This is a genomic window from Streptomyces sp. BB1-1-1, assembly GCF_031597775.1.
GTDB lineage: Bacteria > Actinomycetota > Actinomycetes > Streptomycetales > Streptomycetaceae > Streptomyces > Streptomyces thinghirensis.
Genome location: NZ_CP134203.1, coordinates 6731873 through 6754550 on the forward strand (window position 1 = coordinate 6731873; position 22678 = coordinate 6754550).

Below are 22678 nucleotides of genomic sequence, written 5' to 3' on the forward strand. Positions count from 1 at the left end.
GAGACTTACTCATCGATGCATACCTGTCAGTGGCGGTTGTCACGATCCGGTGTCCCGATCCCGTTGTCAGTGGCGGGTGTCACTCTTGGCGGCATGGCGAACCACAGTGACGAGACGACTCCGTCGAGTATCGACTGGGACGCGGAGGCCGCCACCTTCGACGACGACCCGGACCACGGTCTGCGCGACGCGCACGTGCGCCGGGCCTGGGCGGTCCGACTGGCGTCCTGGCTGCCCGCGCGGCCCGGCGACGTTCTCGACCTGGGGTGCGGCACCGGCAGTCTGTCGCTCCTCGCGGCTGAACAGGGACACCGCGTCACCGGCGTCGATCTGTCCCCGGCCATGGTGGCGCTGGCCAGGGCCAAACTCGCCGGCCGTGACGCGGTGTTCCTCACCGGTGACGCCGCGGCACCGCCGGTGGGCGAGCAGCGCTTCGACGTCGTGCTGGTCCGGCACGTGCTGTGGACGCTGCCCGACCCCGGCCGGGTGCTGCGGCACTGGCGGGAGTTGCTGCGCCCCGGAGGGCGGCTGGTCCTGGTCGAGGGCGTGTGGGGGAGCGTCGCCCCGGTCGGTATGGCTTCCCACCGGCTCACCTCCCTCCTCGCCCCGCTCGCCGGTGCGACGCGCGTGGAACGGCTGTCGGACGACCCGTCGCTGTGGGGGAGAGAGGTGGCGGACGAGCGGTACGCGGTGATCGCGATGCCCGAGTGAGGACAGGCCCTAGTCCAACAGGCTCGTGAATCCGTCCCCGCGGGCCAGTCGCTCCAGTTCGTTCAGTGCGATCACGGCGGCGGACGCGGCGGCGGGGTCTCGCTCCGGCAGGCCGCTCTCGGCGAATTCGTCCTCGTCGAGACGCAGTACGTCCGTGCCGTCCGCGGAGCGCCACAGGTCCAGGTCGAGGTCCTCCACGACCAGCTCCGTGCCGGTCAGTACGGCGGGGCGGGTGATGTCGCAGTACCAGCCCTTGAGCAGGCCGGCTGCCGTCCGGACCTCTTTCACCGAGTACCACCGGTCGCGCCAGTAGTACTCGGTGAAGACGTCGCCCGCCTCGAAGCGCACGAAGCCGAAGTCGCGGACGCCGGCGCCGGCCCAGGGGGCGCGGACCGCCAGGCGGGTGCCGTCGTCGTGCAGCAACTCGCTCGCGTACCGGATCTTCGTACGGCCCGCCTTGACCAGGACGACGTCCACCCTGGTCGGCGACTCAGCCGAGTTCGCGGACATGGCGCACCTCCGTCCCGCAGACCTCGTACCCGAGCCACTTGTTGATGGCGAGCATCGGAGCGTTGTCGGTGTCGTTTCCGGTGAGCGCCTCCGTGTAGCCGGCGGCGCGGGCCCGGTACAGGGAGTCGGTCTTGGTGAGCTTGGCGAGACCCCGGCCGCGGTGGGAACGGACCGTGCCGGTCATCGCGGTCGAATAGCGGGTGCCGCCGTCGGTGTAGGCGACGCTGAAGGCGACGGGGCGGCCGTCGACGACCGCGACCGTGGTCAGTTCACGGTTCAGCAGCGGATGCCGCCAGGTCTCGGCGAGCCAGGCCTCGTAGTCCGTGAACTGGACGTCGACATCGCTCGGTTCGTCCTCCAGCGTCTCCGCGTCCAGCTCGAACATCGGGCGGGGGTCGTCGGCGAAGTCGGCGGCGGTGCGCAGTTCGACGCCCGGGGGAGGGGACGGCAGGGGCGGGAGCGTGCCGTTCGCCAGGTCGATGCGGAGGAAGTGGGCGGAGCGCCGACGTGCGTAGCCGTGCCGCTCGGCGAAGGCCAGGTTGCCGGGCTCGTCCAGCACCCAGGCGAACAGCTTCGTCGCCCCCTCGGTGGCCAGGTACTCCTCGGCCGTACGCACCAGCAGACCGCCGGCACCGCGCCGGAGTCGGTCCGGGTGGACGTAGATGTTGAGGTACGCCTGGCCGGGTTCCGGGCTGTCGTGCACCAGCCCGACCTGGGCCGTGCCGATCATCTCCCCGTTCTCCTCCGCGACGAGGGACCGGCTCCGGGCGTCCGGGTGGGTGTGGACGAGCCGGTGGACGACGGCCTCGGTCGTCCACAGGATGAACGGCAGGGCGGCGTGCCGGACATGAGCGAAGGCCGTGGCGTCGGCCGGATCGTCGGGACGCAGGTCGCGCACAAGAACGGTCATGTGAGCGCACGCTACGGCGGGTGGGTGGTCGGATGCCTCTCATTTTCCGGGGGATGCGGGACAATCGCCGCGTGACCTTGAAGATCTACATCGACGACGGTGCCCCGCCCTACGAGCAGGTGCGCGCGCAGATCTCCGAACAGGCGCGATCGGGGGCGCTGCCGGTCGGGTACCGGCTGCCGACCGTGCGTGGGCTGGCGGAGTCCCTGGGGCTCGCCGCGAACACGGTCGCCAAGGCGTACCGGGCGCTGGAGGGGGACGGGGTGATCGAGACGCGGGGGCGCAACGGGACGTTCGTCGCTGCCGCGGGTTCTGCCGCCGAGCGGGAGGTGGCGTCCGCCGCGCAGGAGTATGCGTCGCGAGCGCGGAGGCTCGGTGTTTCGGAGGGGGATGCGGAGGCCGCGGTGCGGGATGCCCTGCGGGTGGCCTACGGGGGGTGAGCGCCGTTCTGGCGGGGGCCTGTTCTTGTCTGCGGGTGCGTCGTGGCTTGTCGCGCCCGCGCGGCGGAGCCGCACAATGTCTCAGCCCCGCGCCCCTAGGGGGTTCGAGTGACCGTGAGTCCACAAGTACGGGCCAGTCTGGCGAAAGTCTGTGCGTCGCTCACCGCTGCCGCGTTCGGGTCGTTGTTGAAGTACGCGTAGACGTCCTGTTGGGGCCAGACGTCCCGGATGCGCTGGACCCAGGTCGCCAGGGACCGGCGGCCGTAGTGCGGCCAGGCGGCGGCTCGCCCCTGGTGGAAGCGGACGTAGCCCCAGTCGGTGGTGCGCCACAGCGGGGCGACCGGGCGGGCCCGGACGTCGGCCCAGCACAGTGCGGCGCCCCGCGCCGTGAGGACCTCCCGCACCTCGGGCGTCCACCAGGACTCGTGCCGGGGTTCCACCGCGACCCGGGTGCCGGGCGGGAAGCAGGCGAGACAGGCGTCCAGGAGGGCCGCGTCGCCGCGCAGGGTCGGCGGGAGCTGCAGCAGGACCGGGCCGAGGCGGTCGCCCAGACCGGCCGCGTGGGTCATCAGGCGGTCGACCGGTTCCTCGGGGTCCCGCAGCCGCTTGATGTGGGTGAGGTAGCGGCTCGCCTTCACCGCGACCACGAAGTCCGCCGGCACCCGGTCCCGCCACGCCTCGAAGGTCTCCCGCGACGGCAGCCGGTAGAACGCGTTGTTGATCTCGACCGTCGCGAAGCCGGCCGCGTACCGTTCCAGCCACAGCCGGACGGGCAGGCCGGGCGGGTACAGGACGTCCCGCCAGTCCCGGTACTGCCAGCCCGACGTGCCGACGAACAGGGTCATACCCCCATCAAAACACCCGACCGCCCCTGCTACAGGTACAGTCCGGCCTCCGCGCCGTCCCGCGGCTCCGGCAGCGAGGTCGGCGAGGTGCCCCGGCGCAGCGCGTACAGCTCCGCCAGCGTCGCGCCCTGGCGGCCCACCCCCTCCTCGGTGCCGAGCCAGTCCACCGCCTCCCGGCGGGTCAGCGGGCCGACCTCGATGCGGGCCAGGCAGCGGCCGGGACGGACGACGGCGGGGTGGAGGCGTTCCAGGTCCTCGTTGGTGGTGACGCCGACCAGGACGTTGCGGCCCTGGCCGAGCAGCCCGTCCGTGAGGTTCAGCAGCCGGGAGAGCGCCTGGCCCGCCGTGTGCTTGGCCTCGCCGCGGATCAGCTCGTCGCAGTCCTCCAGCAACAGCAGCCGCCAGCGGCCCTTGCCCGCCGAGTCCTCCTCGCCGATGGCGATGTCCATCAGGTAGCCCACGTCGGAGAAGAGGCGCTCGGGGTCGAGGACGCAGTCCACCTGGCACCAGTCCCGCCAGGACCGGGCGAGCGTGCGCAGCGCCGACGTCTTGCCGGTGCCGGGCGGCCCGTGCAGGAGCAGCAGCCGGCCCGCGATGTCCTCGGGGGTCGTCTTCATCAGGCCGTCCATGGCGTCCGCGACCGGGGCCGTGTAGTTGGCCCGGACCTCGTCCCAGGTGCCCGCGGAGATCTGCCGGGTGGTGCGGTGCGGGCCGCGCCGCGGGGAGACGTACCAGAAGCCCATCGTCACGTTCTCCGGCTGCGGCTCGGGCTCGTCCGCCGCGCCGTCCGTCGCGTCGCCGAGCACCTTCTCGGCCAGGTCGGCGCTGGTCGCCGTCACCGTGACGTCGGCGCCCCGGTTCCAGCGCGAGATCAGCAGCGTCCAGCCGTCGCCCTCCGCCAGCGTCGCGCTGCGGTCGTCGTCGCGGGCGATCCGGAGCACGCGCGCGCCGGGTGGCAGCAGCGTCGCACCGGACCGTACGCGGTCGATGTTCGCCGCGTGCGAGTACGGCTGCTCGCCCGTGGCGAAACGGCCGAGGAACAGCGCGTCGACGACATCGGACGGGGAGTCGCTGTCGTCGACGTTGAGCCGGATCGGCAGGGCCTCGTGCGGGTTCACGGACATGCCGCCATGATCCGGCACACGGCCGCCGCGTGCACCCGGTTTCCCGGGCACACGCGGCAAGGACGGCACGCGGCGGCCGGTGACCGGGCGGCCGGCGGTAGGGCGGCCGGCGGTTCAGGCACCGGCCCCCGACACCCGCCCCCGCACCTGCCGTGTCCTGCGGAGCACGGCGTACCCCTTGGTGAGGGTCCGGTCCCGGGCGAAGGTACGGGCGATCGCGCGGCCCTCGACCAGCCGGGCGAACTCGTCGGGCCCCGTGCTCCTGCGCACGGTGACCCGGCGCAGGGCGTACGGCCCCTGGGCGCGGCGCGCCAGGCCGTTGCCGACGGCGAGCGCCTGCGCGTACCCCGTCTCCCGAACCGCCCGCCGCACCCGGCGGTCGGAGTACCCGTAGGGGTAGGCGAACGAGGCCGGTACGGAGCCCAGTTGGTCGGCGACGATCTCCTTGCAGTGGATCAGCTCGAACCGCAACCGCTGCTCGCCGAGTTGGTCGAGCTGCGGGTGGGTGTGGCTGTGCCCGCCGATCTCCACGCCGCCGGCGGCCAGTTCGCGGACCTGGTCCCAGTCCAGCATCGTGTCCAGGGCGCCCCCGGTGTCGTACGGGCCGCGCAGCCAGCCGGTCGTGACGAACAGGGTGGCCGGGAAGCCGTGCTTGGCCAGGGCGGGCAGGGCGTGCCGGTGCACCCCCTCGTAGCCGTCGTCGAAGGTGATGAGGACGGGCCGTTTCGGCAGCGGCCGGCCGGAGCGCCATGCGGCGGCCAGCTCCGCGGTGCCGATCGGGGTGCTGCCCCGGTCGGCGATCGCCGCCATCTGCTCGGCGAACGCCTCCGGGGTCACCGACAGCACGCGGGTCGCGTCGTTCGGGTCGGCCGCGACCGCGTGGTACATGAGGATCGGCACGCGCGCGTCGTACTCCTCGTACTCCTCAGCCATGCGCGCCCCCCTCGACCGGCGCCACGGAGAACGTCGCCCCGCCGCGCCGCGCCCGTACGCTCCCCACCACGTAGCCGCCCGCCGCCGTGAGCACGCCGGCGACGATCGCGCCCGCCCGTCCCGCGCCGCCCGGCCGGGCCAGCACGGCGTCGCGCAGCCCGCGCACCACACCGGCCGGCAGGACCCGGGTGGCGTACCGGCGTTCGGACTCCAGGCCCTTGCCGGCGCCGACGCTGCGCGCCACCAGGGCCTTGGACAGGCCCTCGGCGTAGGCGCGGGTGCGGAAGTAACCGAAGTGCTCGCGCACCTCGGGCACCCGGTGGTGGATCACCGCCCGGTCGTCGATCAGCAGCACGGCGTCGGGCCGGGCGCGGGTGAGCCGGATGCACAGCTCGGTCTCCTCGCAGCCCAGCGGGCGCTTGTCGCCGTCGCGTCCGATGCCGGTGGCGAAGCCGCCCGCCGCGTCGAACGCCTCGCGCCGGAAGGAGGCGTTGCCGCCCAGCACGTTGCGCACCCGGACCCGGCCGGGCGGCAGACCCCGGTACGTGCAGCCCACCACCCAGTCGAACTCCTCCGGGAACCAGTCGGGCCGGCGCCCCGACGCCCAGATCGGCACCGTGCGCCCGCCGACGGCGACGACGGCCGGGTCGGCGTACCCCTCGGCGAAGTGCCGCAGCCAGTCGCGCTCGGCCACGGCGTCGTCGTCGAGGAAGGCGATCACCTCCCCGCGCGAGGCGGCGATGCCGGTGTTGCGTCCGGCGGACAGGCCGCGGGGGCCCGCGTTGGCGAGCACCCGCACCTCCCGCGTCTCCTTGTACTCCTTCAGCAGCCGGTCCCGGAGCGCTTCGTTGTGGTCGACGACCAGCAGCGTCTCCCGGGCCGGGTGGGACTGCGCCCGCACCGAGGAGACCGCCGCGAGGATGTCCTCCCAGCGGTCCTCGGTGTAGACGCAGATCACGACGGAGATCGTGAGGGGGGCGTCGGTACCGCTCAAGACGCCTTCCTCCGGACCGGGACGACCGGGGCGACGGGGGTGGCCGAGCCGACCGAGGCGAGCGTCGGCGCGTGCGTACGGCTGCGCAGCGCGCGCCGGTTGGAGCGCTCGTCGAGGATGACTCTGAGCACCCGCAGCCCGTCCCGCACGGCGCGCAGGTTGCTGACGCCGTGGATGCGCAGGTACTCGTGGCTGGGTATCTCCTGGACCTTCAGGCCGGCCTTGACGACCCGGATGTTCATCAGGGTCTCCACCTCGAAGCCGGTGCAGTCGAGGTCGATCTTGTCCAGGCAGTGCCGCCAGAAGGCGTTGTAGCCGTAGCAGAGGTCGGTGTAGCGGGCGCCGAACTTCCGGTTGACCACCGCGCACAGGGCGCGGTTGCCGAGCTTGCGGATGAAGGTCATGTCGTCGGTGCCGCCGCCGTTGGCGAAGCGGGAGCCCTTGGCGAAGTCGGCGCCGGAGACGAGCGCGGAGACGTAGGACACGATCTCCTGGCCGTCGGCCGAACCGTCGGCGTCGACCATCACGATGATGTCGCCGGTGCACGCCTTGAAGCCGGTGATCAGCGCGTCCCCCTTGCCCTTGCCGCGCTGCTCGACGACCTTGACGTCCGGCCACAGCTCCCGGGCGACCCGGACGGTGTCGTCGGTGGAGTTGCCGTCCACGAGGACGACCTCGTGGATCCAGTCGGGCAGTGTCTTGAAGACGTAGGGAAGGTTCTCCGCCTCGTTCATGGCGGGTATCACCACGCTCACCGGCGGGGCTATCGCCAGATGCGAGGAGACGGGCCGGTACTTCTCGGCCGGTGACGGATCGGAAGTCTGATCGGCTGACGGATCGTTGCCCGTCGACGCCGGCTGCAGGACTGAGCTCATGAGTCTGTTCCCTCTCGTCCGGCGGACCGCCCGCCCCAGGGGCGGTCCGGCTCTGTATCCGGTTCGAAAGGGGGGTTATCACCCACGGCGCGACGGCATGGATCTCCGTGCGTGCCAGGTGAGCTGGCGAAGCCTGTCGACGCCGGAAAGAAACGGCAGCCGACTGCGCGGCACGGCCCGGTCACCGATGCGGTCACCGAGCACGGCACCCCCCTACCGCGCGTCCCGCCCCGGTCCGCCGCGGCCTCGAGCCCTCCCCTGAGCCGCTTGCCGACGTACCGATGCGGGAGATGTATGACGGTATTGACGATTGAACCCGTATGGCAAGACCTGGAACCAGGTCTCACGTTTTTGTTGGTTTGCCGTCATCCGTTCTTCTTGCGGGGCGTTTTCGCGCGGCGTTCGGTCCCCCGGACCGTTCCGCTTTGCCCCCCGAAGCCCAAGATGCCGGGCCTCAATGTGACGCAGCGCGCAGGAGAGCGTCAAGGGCGCACTGGCGTTCGCGCTGACTTTCGTCCGATATTGAATGACTGTCAGCCATTTCTTGGCATGGACACTTCCTGTCGACGCGCGTAGTCGCTACCACGGTCGTAGCGGAGATCCTGCTAAAGGAGGTTCCATGAGACGTTCCCGACTTGTCGGCTTCCTGAGTTCACTCCTCCTCGCCGCCGGCGCCGCCCTCACCGGGGCCGCGACCGCTCAGGCGGCCCAACAAGCCGCCGCCGAGGGCTATGTGGCGCTCGGCGACTCCTACTCCTCCGGGGTCGGAGCGGGCAGCTACATCGCCTCCAGCGGCGACTGCAAGCGCAGCACGAAGGCCCATCCGTACCTGTGGGCCGCCGCCAACTCACCCTCGTCGTTCGACTTCACCGCCTGTGCCGGCGCGCGAACGGGTGATGTTCTCGCCGGACAGCTCGGCCCGCTCAGCTCCGCCACCGGCCTGGTCTCGATCAGCGTCGGCGGCAACGACGCCGGCTTCGCCGACGTCATGACGGCGTGTGTGCTCCAGTCCGACAGCTCCTGCCTGTCGCGGATCGCCACCGCGAAGGCGTACGTCGACTCGACGCTGCCCGGCAACCTCGACAGCGTCTACTCGGCCATCCGCGGCAAGGCGCCCAGCGCCCACGTCGTCGTCATCGGCTACCCGCGCTTCTACCAGCTCGGCACCTCCTGCATCGGCCTCTCCGAGACCAAGCGGAAGGCCATCAACGACGCCTCCGACCACCTCAACACCGCCATCGCCAAGCGCGCCGCCGACCACGGCTTCACCTTCGGCGACGTACGTCCCACCTTCACCGGCCATGAGATCTGCTCCGGCAGCTCCTGGCTGCACAGCGTGAACTGGCTCAACATCGGCGAGTCGTACCACCCGACCGCGGCCGGCCAGTCCGGCGGCTACCTGCCGGTCCTCAACGGCGCCGCCTGACCGGAAGCGGAAGGAGAAGGAGAAGAGGAGGGGGAGGCCCCGCCCGTCGGGGTCTCTCCCCCCGTCTCCGTCTCCGTCCCCGTCCCACAGGCCACGGAGAACGCCACCGAGTTCGACGTGGCCTCCACCGGAGACCGCACCTCCACGCGGACGGCACTCTCGAACGTGCCGCTGTCGTCGTTCGTCGTCACGACGACCGTGTCCTGTCGTGAGCGGTCACCTCCCGCGGGGAAGGACAACGTCTTCCACCCCGGGTCGGAGACCGACCCGTCCTCCGTCACCCAGCGGTAGCCGAGCCGCGCGGGCAGCCGCCCCACCGTGAACGTCGCCGTGAAGGCGGGCGCCCGGTCGTGCGGCGGAGGACAGACCCCCGAGTACTCGGTGTGCGAGCCCGCCACGGAGACCTTCACCGACTGCGGTGCGGGACTGCTCTCCGTGCTGTGGCTGCCGGAGGAGGCCGACGGGCTCGGCTCCTCACTCGACTCCGTCCGGCTCGGCGCGGCCGAACTCGCCCCAGGGTCCTGGCTCCCGCCCGAACCCTCCGTACCGCCCCCGCCGTCCGAGCGGTTCAGCAGCGCGTACGTCAGTCCGGCCAGTGCGAGCGCGAGCACCACCAGCCCCAGGACCAGCACCGCACGCGCGCGCCGGTCCCGGCCCCCGGGCGAGGTGGGTGCGGACCGGGCGGCCGTCGCAGCCGCCGACCCTGGCCCCGGCATCGGCATCGGCATCGGCGGAGTCGGCCGGACCGGTTCCGGACGAGCCGCGACGGTCGGGGCGTACGCGCCGGCCGGCAACGTGTCCGCGGGCGGCGCGCCGCCTCCGGCGCCCAGGATCCGCAGTTCCCGCTCGGCACGCTCGGCCGGGAGCCGTTCCGCCGGGTCCTTGCGCAGCAGGCCCTCGATGACGGGCGCGAGCGCACCGGCCAGGTGCGGCGGCGGCAACTCCTCGTCGACGATCGCCCGCAGGGTGCTCAGCGGGGTGTCCTGACGGAAGGGCGAGGCGCCCTCGACCGCCGCGTAGAGCAGCACGCCCAGCGACCAGAGGTCGGACTCGGGACCGGGCGTGCGGCCCAGCGCCCGTTCCGGAGCGAGGAACTCGGGCGAGCCGATGACCTCGCCGGTCATGGTCAGCGCCGAACTCCCCTCGACCATGGCGATCCCGAAGTCGGTGAGCACCACCCGGCCGTCGTTCGACAGCAGCACGTTGGCCGGTTTCACGTCCCGGTGCAGCACCCCCGCCCCGTGCGCGGCCCGCAGCGCGGCCAGCACCTCGGCACCGATACGCGCGGCCCGCGGCGGTTCCAGCGGGCCCTCGGCCTCCAGCAGGTCGGCCAGCGACAGCCCGCGGACCAGCTCCATCACGATCCAGGGCCGACCGTCGTCGGTGGCCACGTCGTACACCGTGACCACGTTGTGGTGGGCGACCCGGGCGGCGGCCCACGCCTCGCGCTCCAGCCGCGCGTACATCCGGCGCACATCGGTCTCCGGCAACCCGGCGGGCGCGCGCACCTCCTTGACGGCGACCTCACGGTGCAGCACCTCGTCGCGGGCGCGCCACACCGTGCCCATGCCGCCCTCGCCGAGGGGGGACAGGAGGCGGTAGCGGCCGTCGATCACGCGCTCACCGCCGGGTTCTCCGGACACCGGCGCCCCCTATGAGGTCTCGCGCGGACATTTCCCGGGAACGGGCCCGGATCACTCCCGCATGCATCCCAAAAGTAGCTCAGCCGAGGGCGGATGCGGCCCCCTGAACACCAATCCGGCCCCGAGGACCACCACCACGAACGCCGACCCGGGGGGGAGTGGCCCGGCGCACCAGCCCGGCCAGCGGGCCCGACGTCCACCGGGGACGCCGGCGCAGCAGGCGGCTCGCGCCGCCGCTGAGCCGCACGACCGCGACACCGGCCGCGGTGAGGGTGAGGGCGAGCCCGACGCCGTACGCGAGCAGTGCCGAGCCATATGACGATCGAGCGTACGGCTGCGGAGCCCGCGTCGACGGCGCTCGCCCGGCCCGGCGGCGTCAACGTCGACCTGGAACCGCCCTCGCCGCCGACCACGGCGACAAGGGCGCGGGGCTGCGCGCGGCCCATGCCGAGTGGGACCGCCGCCGCACCGTGCAGACCGTGGACGCCATCGCTTGCGCCCTGCATGTCAGCGGCCGCGATGCAGAGGCGTTGCCGTACGCCCGGCGGGCCACGGCAACGAGATCGGGGGTCTGCTTTGGCATGAGGGGAGGGAACGGAAGTTCATCTGTCGAAGATGTGACCTCTGACGGATCTGCTCGTTGGGTGTGGTGAATGGGTCTTCAGGCCTGATCCGGGGGTGCGGGGGGGGGATGGTCTGCGGGAGGTTGCGGCGCCGTTCGTTGCACTGGGTCCGTCGGGAGTCGCGGTCCGTACCCGGCTCAAGCAGCTCACGGCGGTAGATACGGAGGTGCTCCGGCGGCTGGGTGCGCATCTGGGCGCGTTGGCCTCTCGTGACCTGAAGGCTCGCTGCCGTGACGGCCTGGGCCACGATGCCGGGGCGTTGGCGGTGCGCAAGCGAAAGCTGACGCCGGTGTCGTCGGCTCGCTGGGCGGGTGCCATCACCAAGGCCACGCACGACCAATGGGCGTTGGCCCGCCGCTGCGCCCGCGCCCACATCCAGTCTCTCGAGGCGGGAGTGCGGGTCCTGCGGCAGCGGCTGTCGATGCCCGTCGGGCAGAAGGGCTCGAAGAAGGCGCCGGGTGGTTACCGTAGTCGGCGGGAGCGGCATGCCAAGGCCCGCCGTCTGCACGTCCTGGAGGACCGGCTGGCGCGGGCACGCGCCGACTGGGCGGCGGGGGCCGTGCACGTCGTACGAGGCGGCAAGCGCCTGGCCCGTCTCCGGCATCACCTGCCCGCCGCCCGGCTCACCGAGGCCCAGTGGCGTGAGCGCTGGGAAGCGGAACGGTGGTTCTTGCAGGCGGACGGGGAGAGCGGGAAACGGTTCGGGAATGAGACCGTCCGTGTCAGCCCGGATGGTGAGGTCAGCATCAGGCTACCGGCGCCGCTCAAAGAGTTGGCCAATGCCCCACATGGCCGGTATGTCCTCACCGGCCGGATCCGGTTCGCGCACCGTGGGCAGGAATGGGCCGACCGCGTCGCGGCGAACCGGGCTGTCGCCTACCGCATCCACTACGACGCCCTACGCGGCCGCTGGTATGTGACCGGCTCCTGACATAAGCCCGTCACCCGCACTATTCCGCTGACCGCGGCGCTGACGGAGGGAGTGATCGGTGTTGACATGAACGCCGACCACCTCGCCGCCTGGCGCCTCGACGTCCACGGCAACCCTGTCGGGCACCCACGCCGGTTCTCCTACGACGTGACCGGACCGGCCGGTCACCGTGACGCGCAGGTCCGCCACGCCCTGACCCGGTTGCTGCACTGGGCCCGGGCCTGTGGGGCAAAGGCGGTCGCCGTCGAGGACTTGGACTTCACCGCCGAGAAGACCCGTGAGAAGCACGGCGGGCGCACACGGTTCCGGCAGCTGGTCTCCGGTATGCCCACCGGCCGGCTCCGCGCCCGTCTGACCTCCATGGCCGACCAGACGGGGATCACGGTCATCGCCGTGGATCCGGCCTACACATCGAAGTGGGGCGCCCAGCACTGGCAGAAGCCACTGAACAGCACCACCCGTAAGACATCCCGTCACGATGCGGCGAGCATCGCGATCGGGCGACGCGCCCAGGGGTATCCAGTCCGGCGTCGGACGGCACCGCCCCGTCCCCACCAGAGCGATGGATGCGGGCATCGGACCGTCCAGGCCCCACCCGAAACCTCTGGGCGTGAGGGACCCCGCCCCCGCGTTCCCGGACCACGGAACCGATCCGTGCCGCCGGACGTGGAGCGAACACGGGCGACCAGGACACTCAAAACCGTTCGGGATGTCCGCAGTGAGAAGGAATGGGTCCAAGACTCTCTCCTTCACATTGAATAGGAACGGTTCGCCTTCAGAGCGCGGTCGGCGTGCGCCAGCGCCTCCGCGAAGTAGTGCCGGGCGGCGGCGGGAGCGGCGCAGTCGGCGAGGGCCTGGTCATTGCTGGGCTTCAACTCCAGGGAGCGCTTCGCTTCAAGGCTCGGTCCGCAGGTAGCGGGAGGCCGCCGTCGCGTCGGTGCGAGCCTGTTCGACGTAGGCCCAGCCCGAGGGGCCGCCCAGCCGCCGAATTCCCGAGGCTGGGAAACGGAGCCGGGCCTGCAGAGCAGGAATACTCGCGTCCGGGCGGACGCCGTTCGGCAGTCCCGGGCCGCCCCTCGGCACACCGGTCACCACGACGCCACGACCGTCCCGTACTCCGTCGACGGTCAAGGCCCCGCCGTCAGCCCTACGGCCAGCAGAGCGGCACCCACGACGAAGCGCGACGCCCGCGAACACTGCCCGCCCTTCCCGGGAAGGGCCCGAGCAGAGCCCGGAAGACCCTGCAAAGAACCCGGAATCCGGTTCCGCCGCCAACCCGTGCCCGTCCGACCCGCGTTTTCCGCCCACCTATCCGTAACTCCTGCGGAGGGCGCGCACGCCGCGCGCGCCCGGTGGTGACGCGGACGGGCCGGGCGCGGCCCGCGGGGAGAGGGGGACCGGGTGGAGGCGGACGAGCTGCTGATGCTCGTGGCGGACGGTGACCAGAAGGCCTTCGAGGAGCTGTACGGGCTGGTCTCCGGACCGGTCTTCGGACTCGTACGGCGCGTGGTGCGCGACCCCGCCCAGTCGGAGGAGGTGGCGCAGGAGGTGCTGCTCGAACTCTGGAGGTCCGCCGCCCGGTTCGACCCGCGCCGGGGAAGCGCCCTGTCCTGGATCCTCACCGTCGCCCACCGCCGCGCCGTCGACCGGGTGCGCAGCGCCCGCGCGGCCGGCGAACGCGAGCAGCGCGAGGCCCGCCGCGCCCACCACCCCGCCTTCGACCAGGTCTCCGAGGAGGTCGAGGCGGGCCTCGAACGCGAGTGGGTGCGCCGCTGCCTGGACCGCCTGACCGCACTGCAGCGCCAGTCGGTCACCCTCGCCTACTACGACGGCTACACCTACCGGGAGGTGGCCGAGCGCCTCTCCCTTCCGCTGGGCACGGTGAAGACACGGATGAGAGACGGACTCAACCGCCTGCGCGACTGCCTGGGAGGTGCCGCATGAACCTCTTCGGCCGGCTGCCGCGCCGCGGCGACCTCCACTCGCTCGCCGCCCCGTACGCCCTGGACGCCCTCGAAGGCGCCGAACGCGTCCGCTTCGAACGCCACCTGGAGGGGTGCGAGCGCTGCGCCGCCGAGGTGCGGGCGCTGTCCGAGGACGCCGTCCGGCTGGCCTGGTCCACGGCCGCCCCGGCGCCGGCCGCCCTGCGCGAGCGGGTCCTGGCCGCCGTACGGAGCACTCCGCAGGAGCCCGCGCCCGTGCGCGGGCCCGTGCGCCGGCTGCCGCCGCACGTGTGGGGCGCCCAGCCGCCGCCGGAGCGCTCCCGCGCGTCCCGGCCGCGCTCCCTGCTGGTGCCCTTCGCCACGGCGACGGCCGCCGCGGCGCTCGTGGTCGCCTCGCTCTTCGCCGTCCAGGCGAACCGGACACAGGGCGAACTGGACACCGCGCGGGACCGGGCACGTGAGATCGCCCACGTTCTGGCCGCGCCGGACGCCCGCGCGACGAGCGGCGAGGACGACCGGGGCCGCGGTATCGGAGTGGTCGCCTCAGCGTCCGAGGGGCGCGCGGTCGTCACCCTGAGCGGGTACGGCGAGCCGTCCGGCGACCGCGTGCACCAACTCTGGCTCATGCGCCCCGGCGCCGTACCGCGCTCCCTCGGGCTCCTCGACGGCGACACGCCCCTGATCGCCTCCGGCCTGAACCGGGCCGCCACATCACTGGCCGTGACGATCGAGCCCGACGGGGGTTCGGCCCGCCCGACGAGCAGGCCGGTTGTCCAACTCACCCTGGAATCTGTTGGATTCGGAGAGTAATCGTCAACCCCCTTACGGGGAAGGTGAATCCTGTGACCGCGATACACGCATGCCGTACCGGGGCGATAGGGTTACTCTGCCCGGGCCGGGTGGACTCGTACGGGTGGGGAGTGACATGGAACAGATAACAGTGCGCAGCAGGGCAAGGGTCCCTGCGATCACTTGCGGAAGCAGCGCGACCAGCTCGCGTCTCGACCGTCATCTCGCGGTGCTCGGAGGGCCTGCCCTCCCGCAACGGGAGACGGTGGAGGCGACGTCGCTGATGCGTGAGCTGACCGCGCGTGAGCCCGCGCACAAGCGCAGCAGCAGGGGTGCCAGGGTGCGCCGGGTCTCGCTGTTCGCGCCGTTGCGCCGACTGCGCCGCTCGCTGTTCGGCGGCAACTGAGGCCCGCGCGCCGGCGGTCACACCGACCCGGCGCGGCGCCGCGCAGTCCGTCATCCCCACGGCACGCAGCGGCGCCCCGGTGTGCTCCCGAGCGCGGGTAATCCTCCGTACGCCCCGTAACCGTTCGTACGCCCGTCTCGCCCGTACGTCCGTATCTCCCGTACATCCGTCCCGCCGATTCCCACCCGGCGTGGCGCCCATCGGCCCGCTCAGCCCTCCCCGCGCGCGTACCGGCGTACGGCGAGCGGGACGAAGACCGCGAGCAGCACCGCGCACCAGGCCAGCGACCCGGCGACGGGATGCGCCACCGGCCAGGCGGCCCCCTCCGGCACGGGCGCGTTGCCGAAGAGATCGCGCAGCGCCGTGGTCACCGCGCTGATCGGGTTCCACTCGGCGACCGTGCGCAGCCAGCCCGGCAGTCCCTCGGTCGGGATGTACGCGTTGGAAAGCAGCGGCAGGATGAAGGTCGCGCCGCCCAGTTGACCGGCGGCCTCCTCGTTCCGGGTGAGCAGCCCCAGGAAGATCCCGACCCACGTCGTCGCGAACCGGAACAGCAGCAACAGCCCCACGGCACCCACCGCGCCGAGCACACTGCCCTCCACCCGCCAGCCCACCGCGAGTCCGACCAGCAGGAAGGGCACCGTCCCGGCGGCCGTGACGAGCACGTCCGCGACCGACTGCCCGAGCGGCACCGCGGCCCGGCTCACCGGCAGGGTCCGCAGACGGTCCGTCACGCCCCGGTGCGTGTCCTGGGCGGCCTGGAACATGCCCGTCATGATGCCGTTCGCGGCCGTCGCGACCAGCAGGCCCGGCACCAGGAAGGACCGGTACTCCGCGCCCGGCATCGCCAGCGCGCTGCCGAAGACGTAGCCGAAGAACAGCAGCATCGTGACCGGCATCGTCTGGGTGAGGATCAGCAGCCCCGGATTGTTCCGCAGCCGCCGCAGCTGCCGGCTCAGCATCGCCGTGCCGTCGTACGCCAGGTCGTGGGTCACCGTGCTCATGCCACAAGCTCCTTGTTGTCGCCGGTGAGGCGGAGGAAGACGTCGTCGAGGGTCGGCGGACGCAGGCTCGCGTCCAGCAGGGGAACGCCCGCCGCGTCGAGTTCGCGCACCAGGCGCGGCAGGGTCAGCGTCGGATCGGTGCTGACCGCGCCGACGGTGCGCCGGTCGTGGTCCAGCGCCGGCTCCGCGCCGGTGAGCCGGTCCAGGACCGCCGCCGCCCGCGCCATGGCGTCCCCGTCCGCGACGACGGCCTCCGCGTACGCCCCCACCAGCGCCTTGAGTTCGGCCGGCGACCCCGTGTGCGCGACCCGGCCCCGGTCCACCAGGGCGATGTCGTCGGCGAGGCGGTCGGCCTCCTCCAGGTACTGCGTGGTGAGCAGCACGGTCGTGCCCTCCGCCTTCAGGGCGCGTACGGCGTCCCAGATCTGATTGCGGCTGGCCGGGTCGAGACCCGTGGTCGGCTCGTCCAGGAACAGCACCTCGGGGCGCCGGACGAGGCTCGCGGCCAGGTCGAGACGGCGCCGCATGCCGCCCGACAGGGTGGACGCGGGCCGGTCGGCGGCGTCGGTCAGCGCGAACCGGTCGAGCAGCTCGTCGGCCCGCGCGGACGCGTCCCGCACCCGGTGCAGCCGGGCGAACAGCCGCAGGTTCTGCCGTCCGGTGAGGTCCCCGTCCACCGACGCGTACTGCCCCGTCACACCGATCCGGCGGCGGACGGCGGCGGCCTCGCGTACCAGGTCGTGCCCGGCGACGCGCGCCGAACCCGCGTCCGGCCGCAGCAGCGTGGTCAGCAGGCGCACCGCCGTGGTCTTGCCCGCCCCGTTCGGCCCGAGCAGCCCGCACACCGTGCCCTCGGCCACCGCCAGATCCAGTCCGCGGAGCGCGTGCACATCGCCGAAGCGCTTCTCCAGGCCCTCACTAAGTACAGCGTACGTAGTAGTCATGGGGCGACCATAGCGCACTACGTACGCTGTACGTAACTAGGATGGTGGCCGAGGTGATGAACCATGGCGGGCCGAGCGGCCGTACCCGAAGTGATCTGGTCGCGCCCCGAGCGCACCGGCCGGGGGCCGAGACCGGCGTACACCCGCGCCGACATCGCCGCCGCCGCGGTGCGGATCGCCGACGCCGAGGGACTGGACGCGGTCTCCATGCGCCGGGTGGCCGGCGAGCTGGGCTGCGGCACCATGTCGCTCTACAACTACGTCCCCCGCAAGGAGGACCTGTACGAGCTGATGATGGACGCCGTCAGCGCCGAGCACGAGCTGTGGGAGCCGAGCGGCGACTGGCGCGCCGACATGATCCGGGTGGCCCACCAGACCCGGGCGCTGATGCACCGCCACACCTGGCTGCCCCGCCTGATGTCCCCGGTCTACGGCTTCAGCCCCAACGCGCTGCGCTACCTGGAGCACTGCCTGGCCTGCCTCGACCCCTTCGACGCGCCCTACGGCACGAAGATGGAGCTGGTCGCCATGGTGAACGGCGTCGTGACGACCTACGTCAGCAACGAGATCGCCACCGTCGAGCGCACCCGCTCACTGCCCTGGTCCGAGGAGCAGGAGAACGCCATGCGCATCGCCTACCTGGGCCGGCAGGTCGCGAGCGGCGCCTACCCGCGGCTGGCGGCGTCCTTCGCCCAGGACGCCGGTCCGATCGACCTGGAGGCGGTCTTCGAGCGGGCGCTGACGCGGGTGCTGGACGGGTTCGCCTGAGCGGGGCCTGAGCGGGGCTTCGAGCGGTGCTCCGCGCGGGGCCTGAGCGGGAAGATCCCGGCGGCCCGAGTCGGGGCGGGCCTACAGCAGCGCCAGTTGCCCTTCCGGCCCCTCCTCCCGGCCGTCCAGGACGGAGGCCGGCCGACGGGCCGCCGGGGGCGCCGGGATGACGCCCGCCTCGCGCAGCTCGGCCGACGTGATCCCGTCCGTCACGGTCAGTTCCCGGCACCGCGGCCGCAGTTCGGCGAGCAGGGCGAGGACCGTGATCAGTTCCAGCAGCTCGGACGTCCAGGTCTGCGGCCAGGTGGCCGGGCGGATCGCCGCCAGCGTGCCCGGCTCGCCCTCGGCGGTACGGGCCGCGAACCACTGCTCCAGCACCCGCACCCCGCCCACCTCGAAGTCCCAGGCGCCGGGCGGCACGGGGGAGACCCGGCCCTCGTCCAGGTGCAGGGCCTCCTCGTCCCGGTCGTAGCGCAGGGTCAGCGGGCGCCCGGGCAGTGGGGCGCGGACGTACGGGCGACGGCCGCCGGGCAGCTTGGGGCGCTCCCCGTCGCGGCGCATCAACCACAGGGCGCGCCGGCCCAGGCCGACACCGCGCTCCCACAGCGCGGGGTCCGCGGTCAGCGGGACGACGGAGCCCTCCCGCACGGTCGCCACCGCCCAGGCCAGCACGTCCTCCGGCGCGGGACGCCGGCCGAGCCGGGCGGCCAGGTGGTCGAGGAGGCCGGGGGCCAGGTTCGGCTCCGCCCCATCGGGACGCCGGTACAGCGGGCGCACCCGGGCGCCGCCGAGCAGCGGCAGCCGCGAGGTCGCGACGAGCAGGGGAGGGCCGGCGGCGTCGGGCGCCTCCACCACGAAGACCTGTCGCTCGTCCGCCACCCGCCACAGCTCGGGACGGGCCGCGTCGATCAGCCGGTGGTCGGGAATGAGCCACTGCTCGTCGAAGGGCGCGCGCAGCACACGCACCGGCTCCGGACACGGCCCCGAGGCGCGCGCCAGCTTCTCGGTGCCGCCGGCCCCGCCCGGCAGCTGTCCGACCGCCGTGTGCGCGGTCCGCGAGCGCGTCGGCTCCAACAGGCCCTCACGGTCGGGTCCCTCGGCCTTCATCAGGGCGTCCCAGCGGGCTTTGAGGGACGCCGCGTCGGGTGCCGTCGGCCACCCCCGGCCGAGCCGCGGCGGTGCGACGGACCACGGCATGAGGTCCGCCAGCGGCGGAGCGTCGTCGTGCGTCACGCTGGGCATCGTACGACGGGGCGCCCGGGCCTCACGTGGCATCCAGGGTGACCGTGAACGAGAAACGGTCCCCCCGGTAGTGGATGACCGCCACGTCCAGCACCCGCCCCGCCGTGTCGTACGTGATGCCCGTGTAGTGCAGGATCGGGCTGAGCAGCGGGACTTCGAGCAGCCGCGCCGTCTCCGGGTCCGCGAGCCGGGCCTCCACGGTGTCCGTGATCCGGCTGATGTCCATGCCCACCACGTCCCGCAGCACCTTGGTCATGGGCCAGCGGGCCAGGTCGTCCACGTCGATGCGGGCGGCGACCTCGGGCCGGACGTAGTTGTGGGCGTGGTTGGTGGGCTCACCCGTCTTCTCGTCGCAGCGCAGCCGGTGGTACGTCGCCGTCTCCGCCAGGTCCGGGAAGAACTCGGCCAGTTCGGGCGGCACGGGCCCGGTGCCGTGGCCCAGCAGCTCGGCCTTCATGCCGGACTGCTGGGCCACGATCGCGTCGACGGAGCCCAGCAGCCGCACCGGGGCGCCCCGCCGGGCGTCGGGCTCGATGAACGTGCCGCGCCGGCGGTGCCGGGTGATCAGCCCCTCGTCCTCCAGCTCCTTCAGCGCCTGCCGCATGGTCAGCACGCTCACCCCGTAGTGACCGGCCAACTGCTCCTCCGTGGGCAGGCGCAGCGGGTCCCGGGGCGAGCGGCCGAGTATCGAGGCGCGCAGCGACTGCGACACCTGGTACCACAGCGGCAGCTTGCGGTTCAGGACGATGGAGTCCGGGGCGAAGGAGGTCACGGGCCATCCGTACCGGTAGGGAATCCTCAGTGCAAGGGGCGGAAGTGACGCTCCAGGCCCTGCCAGACGTCGTCGTAACCCTGCTGCAGGTGTTCGGCGCGGGCCGCGTGGGGCGTGAGGGTCACCGGCCAGCGCGTCTCGAACATGAACGCCAGCCCGTCGTCGATCCGCTGCGGCTTCAGCTCGGCCGCGCTCGCCCGGTCGAAGGTCTCCCGGTCCGGACCGTGCGCCGACATCATGTTGTGCAGCGAGCCGCCGCCCGGAACGAAGCCCTCCGCCTTGGCGTCGTAGGCCCCTTCGATCAGGCCCATGTACTCGCTCATCACGTTCCGGTGGAAGTACGGCGGCCGGAAGGTGTCCTCGCCCACCAGCCAGCGCGGCGCGAAGACCACGAAGTCGACGCCCGCGAGGCCGGGGGTGTCCGACGGAGAGGTCAGCACCGTGAAGATCGACGGGTCCGGGTGGTCGTACGAGATGGTGCCGATGACGTTGAAACGGCGCAGGTCGTAGACGTACGGCACATGGTTGCCGTGCCAGGCGACCACGTCCAGCGGGGAGTGGTCGTAGGTCGCGGTCCAGAGGTTGCCGCAGAACTTGTTGACCACCTCCACCGGGCCCTCGACGTCCTCGTAGGCGGCGACCGGTGCCATGAAGTCCCGCACGTTCGCCAGGCCGTTGGCGCCGATCGGGCCGAGGTCGGGGAGGCGGAAGGGGGCGCCGTAGTTCTCGCAGACGTAGCCGCGGGCCCTCTCGTCGAGCAGTTCCACGCGGAAGCGGACCCCGCGCGGGATCAGCGCCACATGGCCGGGCTCGGCGTGCAGCAGTCCGAACTCGGTGCGCAGCAGCAGGCCGCCGTGCTCCGGGACGATCAGCAGTTCGCCGTCGGCGTCGCTGAAGACGCGCTCCATGGAGGCCGTGGCGTGGTACAGGTGCACGGCCATGCCGGTGCGCTGGGCGACGTCGCCGTTGCCGCCCAGTGTCCACAGGCCCGCCAGGAAGTCGGTCCCCGTCTCCGGCTCGGGCAGCGGGTTCCACCGCAGCCGGTTCGGGTCCGGCACGGCCTGGGTGAAGGGCGCCGTGCGGATCGCGCCGTTGCCCGCGCGGGCGAACGCCGGGTGCGCGGCCGACGGGCGGATCCGGTACAGCCAGGAGCGCCGGTTGTCCGCCCTCGGCTCCGTGAACGCCGTGCCGCTCAGCTGCTCCGCGTACAGTCCCAGCGGCGCCCGCTGCGGCGAGTTCCGGCCCTCGGGCAGGGCGCCCGGAACGGCCTGCGAGCTGTGCTCGTTGCCGAAACCGGACAGGTAGGCCAGCCCCTCCGCGGTCTTCCGCGCGTCCCCGCTCATTGATCGCTCCCTCGCAAACCGATTCCCACCCGATTCCTATGGGACACCGTAGGATTGCGGTTTCCCGTGCGCAAGAGGTCGTACGGGGTTCTGGTCCACGCGGGTAGTCCCGGAGGAGGATGACCGGAACCAGACCCCCGGGGGATCCGGACTGTCGGACCGGTGTTCTAGTCTCCCGTCATGTCGTGGATGCGGGGAGTGCTCGCCGTGCTCGCGGTCTGTGTCCTGCTGCTGACCGGACCCGCCGGCTGCGGCTCCAGTGATACGGGCGGTACGGGCGAACCGGAGGCCCGGGATTCGGCCACGCCGGTGGGCAGGCTGCTCGACGCCACCGACGAGGAGGGCCGGCGCTACCGGGAAGTGGACGGCGAGCGCGCTCCCGAGGTCGGTATCGAGGTACAGCCCGAGACCGACGACAGCTGGGTCGTACGCCTGACCGTCCGCGACTTCAGGTTCTCGCCGGCCGGGACGGAGGCGGAGGCGGTGGCCGGCCGCGGCGTCGCCCACCTCTTCCTCGACGGCGACCTCCTCACCCGCCTGCGCGGACCGGAGTACCGCCTCGCCGCCGACCTCGTGCCCCGCGGCACCCACCAGCTCACGGTCCGCCTGTACGCCGACGACGGCACCGTCTGGGCCGTCGACGGCGAACCCGTCGAGAGCACGGCGGACATCACGGCGTCGGAGACGGAGCCGAGGGAGCCGACGGAGCCGGAGGAGATGGAGCCGGGGGAGACGCAGGGCCGGTCGCCTCCCGCACGCACGGCGGTGCGGTGAGCGGAGCGGGTGGCCACCGCCGTACTGAAGGTCACAGTTCACCGGACCGCGGCGGAAGGGCATCATGAAGACCGTGTCCCACGCGACCTCGCTCCGCCGTGCCCCCGTGCAGCGGCGCAGCGCCGAACGGCTGACCCGGATCCTCGACGCCTGCGCGGACCTCCTCGACGAGGTCGGCTACGACGCCCTGAGCACCCGGGCCGTGGCGCTGCGCGCGGACGTCCCCATCGGCTCCGTGTACCGCTTCTTCGGCAACAAGCGGCAGATGGCCGACGCGCTGGCCCAGCGCAACCTGGAGCGCTACGCGGAGCGCGTGACCGAACGGCTGACGGAGACGGGCGACGGCGGCTGGCGCGGGGCGCTGGACGCGGTGCTCGACGAGTACCTGGCGATGAAACGGACCGCCCCCGGCTTCTCCCTGATCGACTTCGGCAACCAGATACCGGTCGGCGGCCGCCACGCCGTCCCCAACCACCGCGTCGCCGACCGGCTCACCGAGCTGCTCTCCGGCTACCTCGGCCGCCGCCCGGACGACGATCTGCGCCGCACCTTCCTCGTCGCCGTGGAGACGGCCGACACCCTCGTGCAGCTCGCCTTCCGGGTCGCGCCGGGCGGGGACGAGAAGATCATCGAGGAGGCCCGGGAACTGCTCCGGGCGTATCTGGGGCGGGTGCTGGACTGACGGGGCGGTGCCCCATGGCCCTCCGCCGGGGCTTGGGATCACCCGA

At 72.6% G+C, this 22678-nt stretch carries 23 protein-coding genes and 3 pseudogenes; 11 read left to right on the forward strand and 15 right to left on the reverse strand.

Annotated elements, in window-relative coordinates; all coding sequences use genetic code 11:
- Positions 1-93: 93 nt before the first annotated feature.
- Positions 94-711: a class I SAM-dependent methyltransferase gene (locus tag RI578_RS30805; RefSeq protein WP_310874117.1), complete on the forward strand. Its 618-nt coding sequence runs from the start codon at positions 94-96 to the stop codon at positions 709-711.
- Positions 712-720: 9 nt separating this feature from the next.
- On the opposite strand, the gene RI578_RS30810 is transcribed toward RI578_RS30805, so the two are convergent.
- Positions 721-1221 (reverse strand): DUF402 domain-containing protein, encoded by a 501-nt coding sequence (locus RI578_RS30810; RefSeq protein WP_310874118.1) that lies wholly within the window; start codon positions 1219-1221, stop codon positions 721-723.
- Positions 1202-2131 carry a GNAT family N-acetyltransferase gene (locus RI578_RS30815; RefSeq protein WP_310874119.1) on the reverse strand — a complete coding sequence of 310 codons (930 nt, stop codon included), beginning with the start codon at positions 2129-2131 and terminating at the stop codon, positions 1202-1204. Before RI578_RS30815 ends, RI578_RS30810 begins: the two co-directional genes overlap by 20 nt.
- Before the next feature lie 71 nt (positions 2132-2202).
- On the opposite strand from RI578_RS30815, the gene RI578_RS30820 reads away from it, so the two are divergent.
- The gene (locus RI578_RS30820) at positions 2203-2571 is read left to right on the forward strand and encodes a GntR family transcriptional regulator (RefSeq protein ID WP_310874120.1); all 369 of its coding nucleotides are present in this window, start codon (positions 2203-2205) and stop codon (positions 2569-2571) included.
- Positions 2572-2666: 95 nt separating this feature from the next.
- On the opposite strand, the gene RI578_RS30825 is transcribed toward RI578_RS30820, so the two are convergent.
- The 5 genes from RI578_RS30825 to RI578_RS30845 form a co-directional block, all read right to left on the reverse strand.
- The gene (locus RI578_RS30825; RefSeq protein ID WP_310874121.1) at positions 2667-3416 is read right to left on the reverse strand and encodes a DUF72 domain-containing protein; all 750 of its coding nucleotides are present in this window, start codon (positions 3414-3416) and stop codon (positions 2667-2669) included.
- A 29-nt stretch (positions 3417-3445) separates the two neighbouring features.
- On the reverse strand, positions 3446-4540 hold the full coding sequence (locus RI578_RS30830; RefSeq protein ID WP_310874122.1) for a DUF5925 domain-containing protein: 1095 nt from the start codon (positions 4538-4540) through the stop codon (positions 3446-3448).
- A 114-nt stretch (positions 4541-4654) separates the two neighbouring features.
- Positions 4655-5473, reverse strand: coding sequence for a polysaccharide deacetylase family protein (locus tag RI578_RS30835; RefSeq protein WP_310874123.1), 819 nt, complete (start codon positions 5471-5473; stop codon positions 4655-4657).
- Positions 5466-6467, reverse strand: coding sequence for a glycosyltransferase family 2 protein (locus RI578_RS30840; protein ID WP_310874124.1), 1002 nt, complete (start codon positions 6465-6467; stop codon positions 5466-5468). Before RI578_RS30840 ends, RI578_RS30835 begins: the two co-directional genes overlap by 8 nt.
- Positions 6464-7342 carry a glycosyltransferase family 2 protein gene (locus RI578_RS30845; protein WP_310874125.1) on the reverse strand — a complete coding sequence of 293 codons (879 nt, stop codon included), beginning with the start codon at positions 7340-7342 and terminating at the stop codon, positions 6464-6466. The genes RI578_RS30840 and RI578_RS30845 overlap by 4 nt, the downstream gene beginning before the upstream one ends.
- Before the next feature lie 619 nt (positions 7343-7961).
- Here RI578_RS30845 and RI578_RS30850 point away from each other — a divergent pair.
- Positions 7962-8768 carry an SGNH/GDSL hydrolase family protein gene (locus tag RI578_RS30850; protein ID WP_310874126.1) on the forward strand — a complete coding sequence of 269 codons (807 nt, stop codon included), beginning with the start codon at positions 7962-7964 and terminating at the stop codon, positions 8766-8768.
- Here the strand turns inward: RI578_RS30850 and RI578_RS30855 are convergent.
- Positions 8738-10411 carry a serine/threonine-protein kinase gene (locus RI578_RS30855; protein ID WP_310874127.1) on the reverse strand — a complete coding sequence of 558 codons (1674 nt, stop codon included), beginning with the start codon at positions 10409-10411 and terminating at the stop codon, positions 8738-8740. The two genes, RI578_RS30850 and RI578_RS30855, sit on opposite strands and share 31 nt — an antisense overlap.
- 79 nt (positions 10412-10490) lie before the next feature.
- Positions 10491-10715: pseudogene (locus RI578_RS30860) on the reverse strand (nickel transporter); the annotation flags it as partial.
- 41 nt (positions 10716-10756) lie between these two features.
- Between RI578_RS30860 and RI578_RS30865 the strand changes: the two are divergent.
- Together RI578_RS30865 and RI578_RS30870 are read left to right on the forward strand one after the other, a co-directional pair.
- Positions 10757-10971, forward strand: a pseudogene (locus tag RI578_RS30865) (hypothetical protein); the annotation flags it as partial.
- 118 nt (positions 10972-11089) lie between these two features.
- A pseudogene (locus RI578_RS30870) lies at positions 11090-12727 on the forward strand (IS200/IS605 family accessory protein TnpB-related protein).
- Here RI578_RS30870 and RI578_RS30875 read toward each other — a convergent pair.
- Positions 12715-12840 carry a hypothetical protein gene (locus RI578_RS30875; RefSeq protein WP_310874128.1) on the reverse strand — a complete coding sequence of 42 codons (126 nt, stop codon included), beginning with the start codon at positions 12838-12840 and terminating at the stop codon, positions 12715-12717. The pseudogene RI578_RS30870 and the gene RI578_RS30875 sit on opposite strands and share 13 nt — an antisense overlap.
- Positions 12841-13366: 526 nt before the next feature.
- On the opposite strand from RI578_RS30875, the gene RI578_RS30880 reads away from it, so the two are divergent.
- The 3 genes from RI578_RS30880 (at position 13367) to RI578_RS30890 (ending at position 15103) form a co-directional block, all read left to right on the forward strand.
- Positions 13367-13909, forward strand: coding sequence for a sigma-70 family RNA polymerase sigma factor (locus RI578_RS30880; RefSeq protein ID WP_310874129.1), 543 nt, complete (start codon positions 13367-13369; stop codon positions 13907-13909).
- Positions 13906-14718, forward strand: a complete 813-nt coding sequence (locus tag RI578_RS30885; RefSeq protein WP_310874130.1) for an anti-sigma factor — start codon at positions 13906-13908, stop codon at positions 14716-14718. The genes RI578_RS30880 and RI578_RS30885 overlap by 4 nt, the downstream gene beginning before the upstream one ends.
- 115 nt (positions 14719-14833) lie before the next feature.
- A complete protein-coding gene (locus RI578_RS30890) occupies positions 14834-15103 on the forward strand; it encodes a hypothetical protein (protein ID WP_055416136.1) in 270 nt (89 codons plus the stop codon).
- Between the two features lie 209 nt (positions 15104-15312).
- On the opposite strand, the gene RI578_RS30895 is transcribed toward RI578_RS30890, so the two are convergent.
- Complete coding sequence (locus tag RI578_RS30895) at positions 15313-16107, reverse strand: ABC transporter permease (RefSeq protein ID WP_310874131.1); 795 nt, start codon at positions 16105-16107, stop codon at positions 15313-15315.
- Positions 16104-17051 carry an ATP-binding cassette domain-containing protein gene (locus RI578_RS30900; protein ID WP_310874132.1) on the reverse strand — a complete coding sequence of 316 codons (948 nt, stop codon included), beginning with the start codon at positions 17049-17051 and terminating at the stop codon, positions 16104-16106. Before RI578_RS30900 ends, RI578_RS30895 begins: the two co-directional genes overlap by 4 nt.
- Positions 17052-17114: 63 nt before the next feature.
- Between RI578_RS30900 and RI578_RS30905 the strand changes: the two genes are divergently transcribed.
- The gene (locus RI578_RS30905; protein WP_310874133.1) at positions 17115-17819 is read left to right on the forward strand and encodes a TetR/AcrR family transcriptional regulator; all 705 of its coding nucleotides are present in this window, start codon (positions 17115-17117) and stop codon (positions 17817-17819) included.
- 81 nt (positions 17820-17900) lie between these two features.
- On the opposite strand, the gene RI578_RS30910 is transcribed toward RI578_RS30905, so the two are convergent.
- Genes RI578_RS30910 through hmgA form a run of 3 tightly spaced genes read right to left on the reverse strand, consistent with a single transcriptional unit; the run spans position 17901 to position 21176 of the window.
- Positions 17901-19061, reverse strand: a complete 1161-nt coding sequence (locus RI578_RS30910) for a type ISP restriction/modification enzyme (RefSeq protein WP_310874134.1) — start codon at positions 19059-19061, stop codon at positions 17901-17903.
- Between the two features lie 22 nt (positions 19062-19083).
- On the reverse strand, positions 19084-19833 hold the full coding sequence (locus RI578_RS30915) for a GntR family transcriptional regulator (protein WP_210961806.1): 750 nt from the start codon (positions 19831-19833) through the stop codon (positions 19084-19086).
- Between the two features lie 26 nt (positions 19834-19859).
- A complete protein-coding gene (gene hmgA / locus RI578_RS30920) occupies positions 19860-21176 on the reverse strand; it encodes a homogentisate 1,2-dioxygenase (protein WP_310874135.1) in 1317 nt (438 codons plus the stop codon).
- 180 nt (positions 21177-21356) lie between these two features.
- On the opposite strand from hmgA, the gene RI578_RS30925 reads away from it, so the two are divergent.
- Both RI578_RS30925 and RI578_RS30930 read left to right on the forward strand, forming a co-directional pair.
- Complete coding sequence (locus tag RI578_RS30925; protein ID WP_310874136.1) at positions 21357-21950, forward strand: hypothetical protein; 594 nt, start codon at positions 21357-21359, stop codon at positions 21948-21950.
- A 64-nt stretch (positions 21951-22014) separates the two neighbouring features.
- A complete protein-coding gene (locus RI578_RS30930; RefSeq protein ID WP_310874137.1) occupies positions 22015-22632 on the forward strand; it encodes a TetR/AcrR family transcriptional regulator in 618 nt (205 codons plus the stop codon).
- The last annotated feature ends 46 nt before the right edge of the window (positions 22633-22678 follow it).

What these genes read in the sequence shown, in the direction of transcription:
- RI578_RS30850 (WP_310874126.1), top strand. Translation starts at nt 7,962, where the DNA reads ATGAGACGTTCCCGACTTGTCGGCTTCCTGAGTTCACTCCTCCTCGCC.
- RI578_RS30825 (WP_310874121.1), bottom strand. Translation starts at nt 3,416, where the DNA reads ATGACCCTGTTCGTCGGCACGTCGGGCTGGCAGTACCGGGACTGGCGG.
- RI578_RS30895 (WP_310874131.1), bottom strand. Translation starts at nt 16,107, where the DNA reads ATGAGCACGGTGACCCACGACCTGGCGTACGACGGCACGGCGATGCTG.
- RI578_RS30905 (WP_310874133.1), top strand. Translation starts at nt 17,115, where the DNA reads ATGGCGGGCCGAGCGGCCGTACCCGAAGTGATCTGGTCGCGCCCCGAG.
- RI578_RS30900 (WP_310874132.1), bottom strand. Translation starts at nt 17,051, where the DNA reads ATGACTACTACGTACGCTGTACTTAGTGAGGGCCTGGAGAAGCGCTTC.
- RI578_RS30885 (WP_310874130.1), top strand. Translation starts at nt 13,906, where the DNA reads ATGAACCTCTTCGGCCGGCTGCCGCGCCGCGGCGACCTCCACTCGCTC.
- RI578_RS30890 (WP_055416136.1), top strand. Translation starts at nt 14,834, where the DNA reads ATGGAACAGATAACAGTGCGCAGCAGGGCAAGGGTCCCTGCGATCACT.
- RI578_RS30930 (WP_310874137.1), top strand. Translation starts at nt 22,015, where the DNA reads ATGAAGACCGTGTCCCACGCGACCTCGCTCCGCCGTGCCCCCGTGCAG.
- RI578_RS30910 (WP_310874134.1), bottom strand. Translation starts at nt 19,061, where the DNA reads ATGCCCAGCGTGACGCACGACGACGCTCCGCCGCTGGCGGACCTCATG.
- RI578_RS30830 (WP_310874122.1), bottom strand. Translation starts at nt 4,540, where the DNA reads ATGTCCGTGAACCCGCACGAGGCCCTGCCGATCCGGCTCAACGTCGAC.
- RI578_RS30835 (WP_310874123.1), bottom strand. Translation starts at nt 5,473, where the DNA reads ATGGCTGAGGAGTACGAGGAGTACGACGCGCGCGTGCCGATCCTCATG.
- hmgA (WP_310874135.1), bottom strand. Translation starts at nt 21,176, where the DNA reads ATGAGCGGGGACGCGCGGAAGACCGCGGAGGGGCTGGCCTACCTGTCC.
- RI578_RS30845 (WP_310874125.1), bottom strand. Translation starts at nt 7,342, where the DNA reads ATGAGCTCAGTCCTGCAGCCGGCGTCGACGGGCAACGATCCGTCAGCC.
- RI578_RS30805 (WP_310874117.1), top strand. Translation starts at nt 94, where the DNA reads ATGGCGAACCACAGTGACGAGACGACTCCGTCGAGTATCGACTGGGAC.
- RI578_RS30925 (WP_310874136.1), top strand. Translation starts at nt 21,357, where the DNA reads ATGTCGTGGATGCGGGGAGTGCTCGCCGTGCTCGCGGTCTGTGTCCTG.
- RI578_RS30815 (WP_310874119.1), bottom strand. Translation starts at nt 2,131, where the DNA reads ATGACCGTTCTTGTGCGCGACCTGCGTCCCGACGATCCGGCCGACGCC.
- RI578_RS30810 (WP_310874118.1), bottom strand. Translation starts at nt 1,221, where the DNA reads ATGTCCGCGAACTCGGCTGAGTCGCCGACCAGGGTGGACGTCGTCCTG.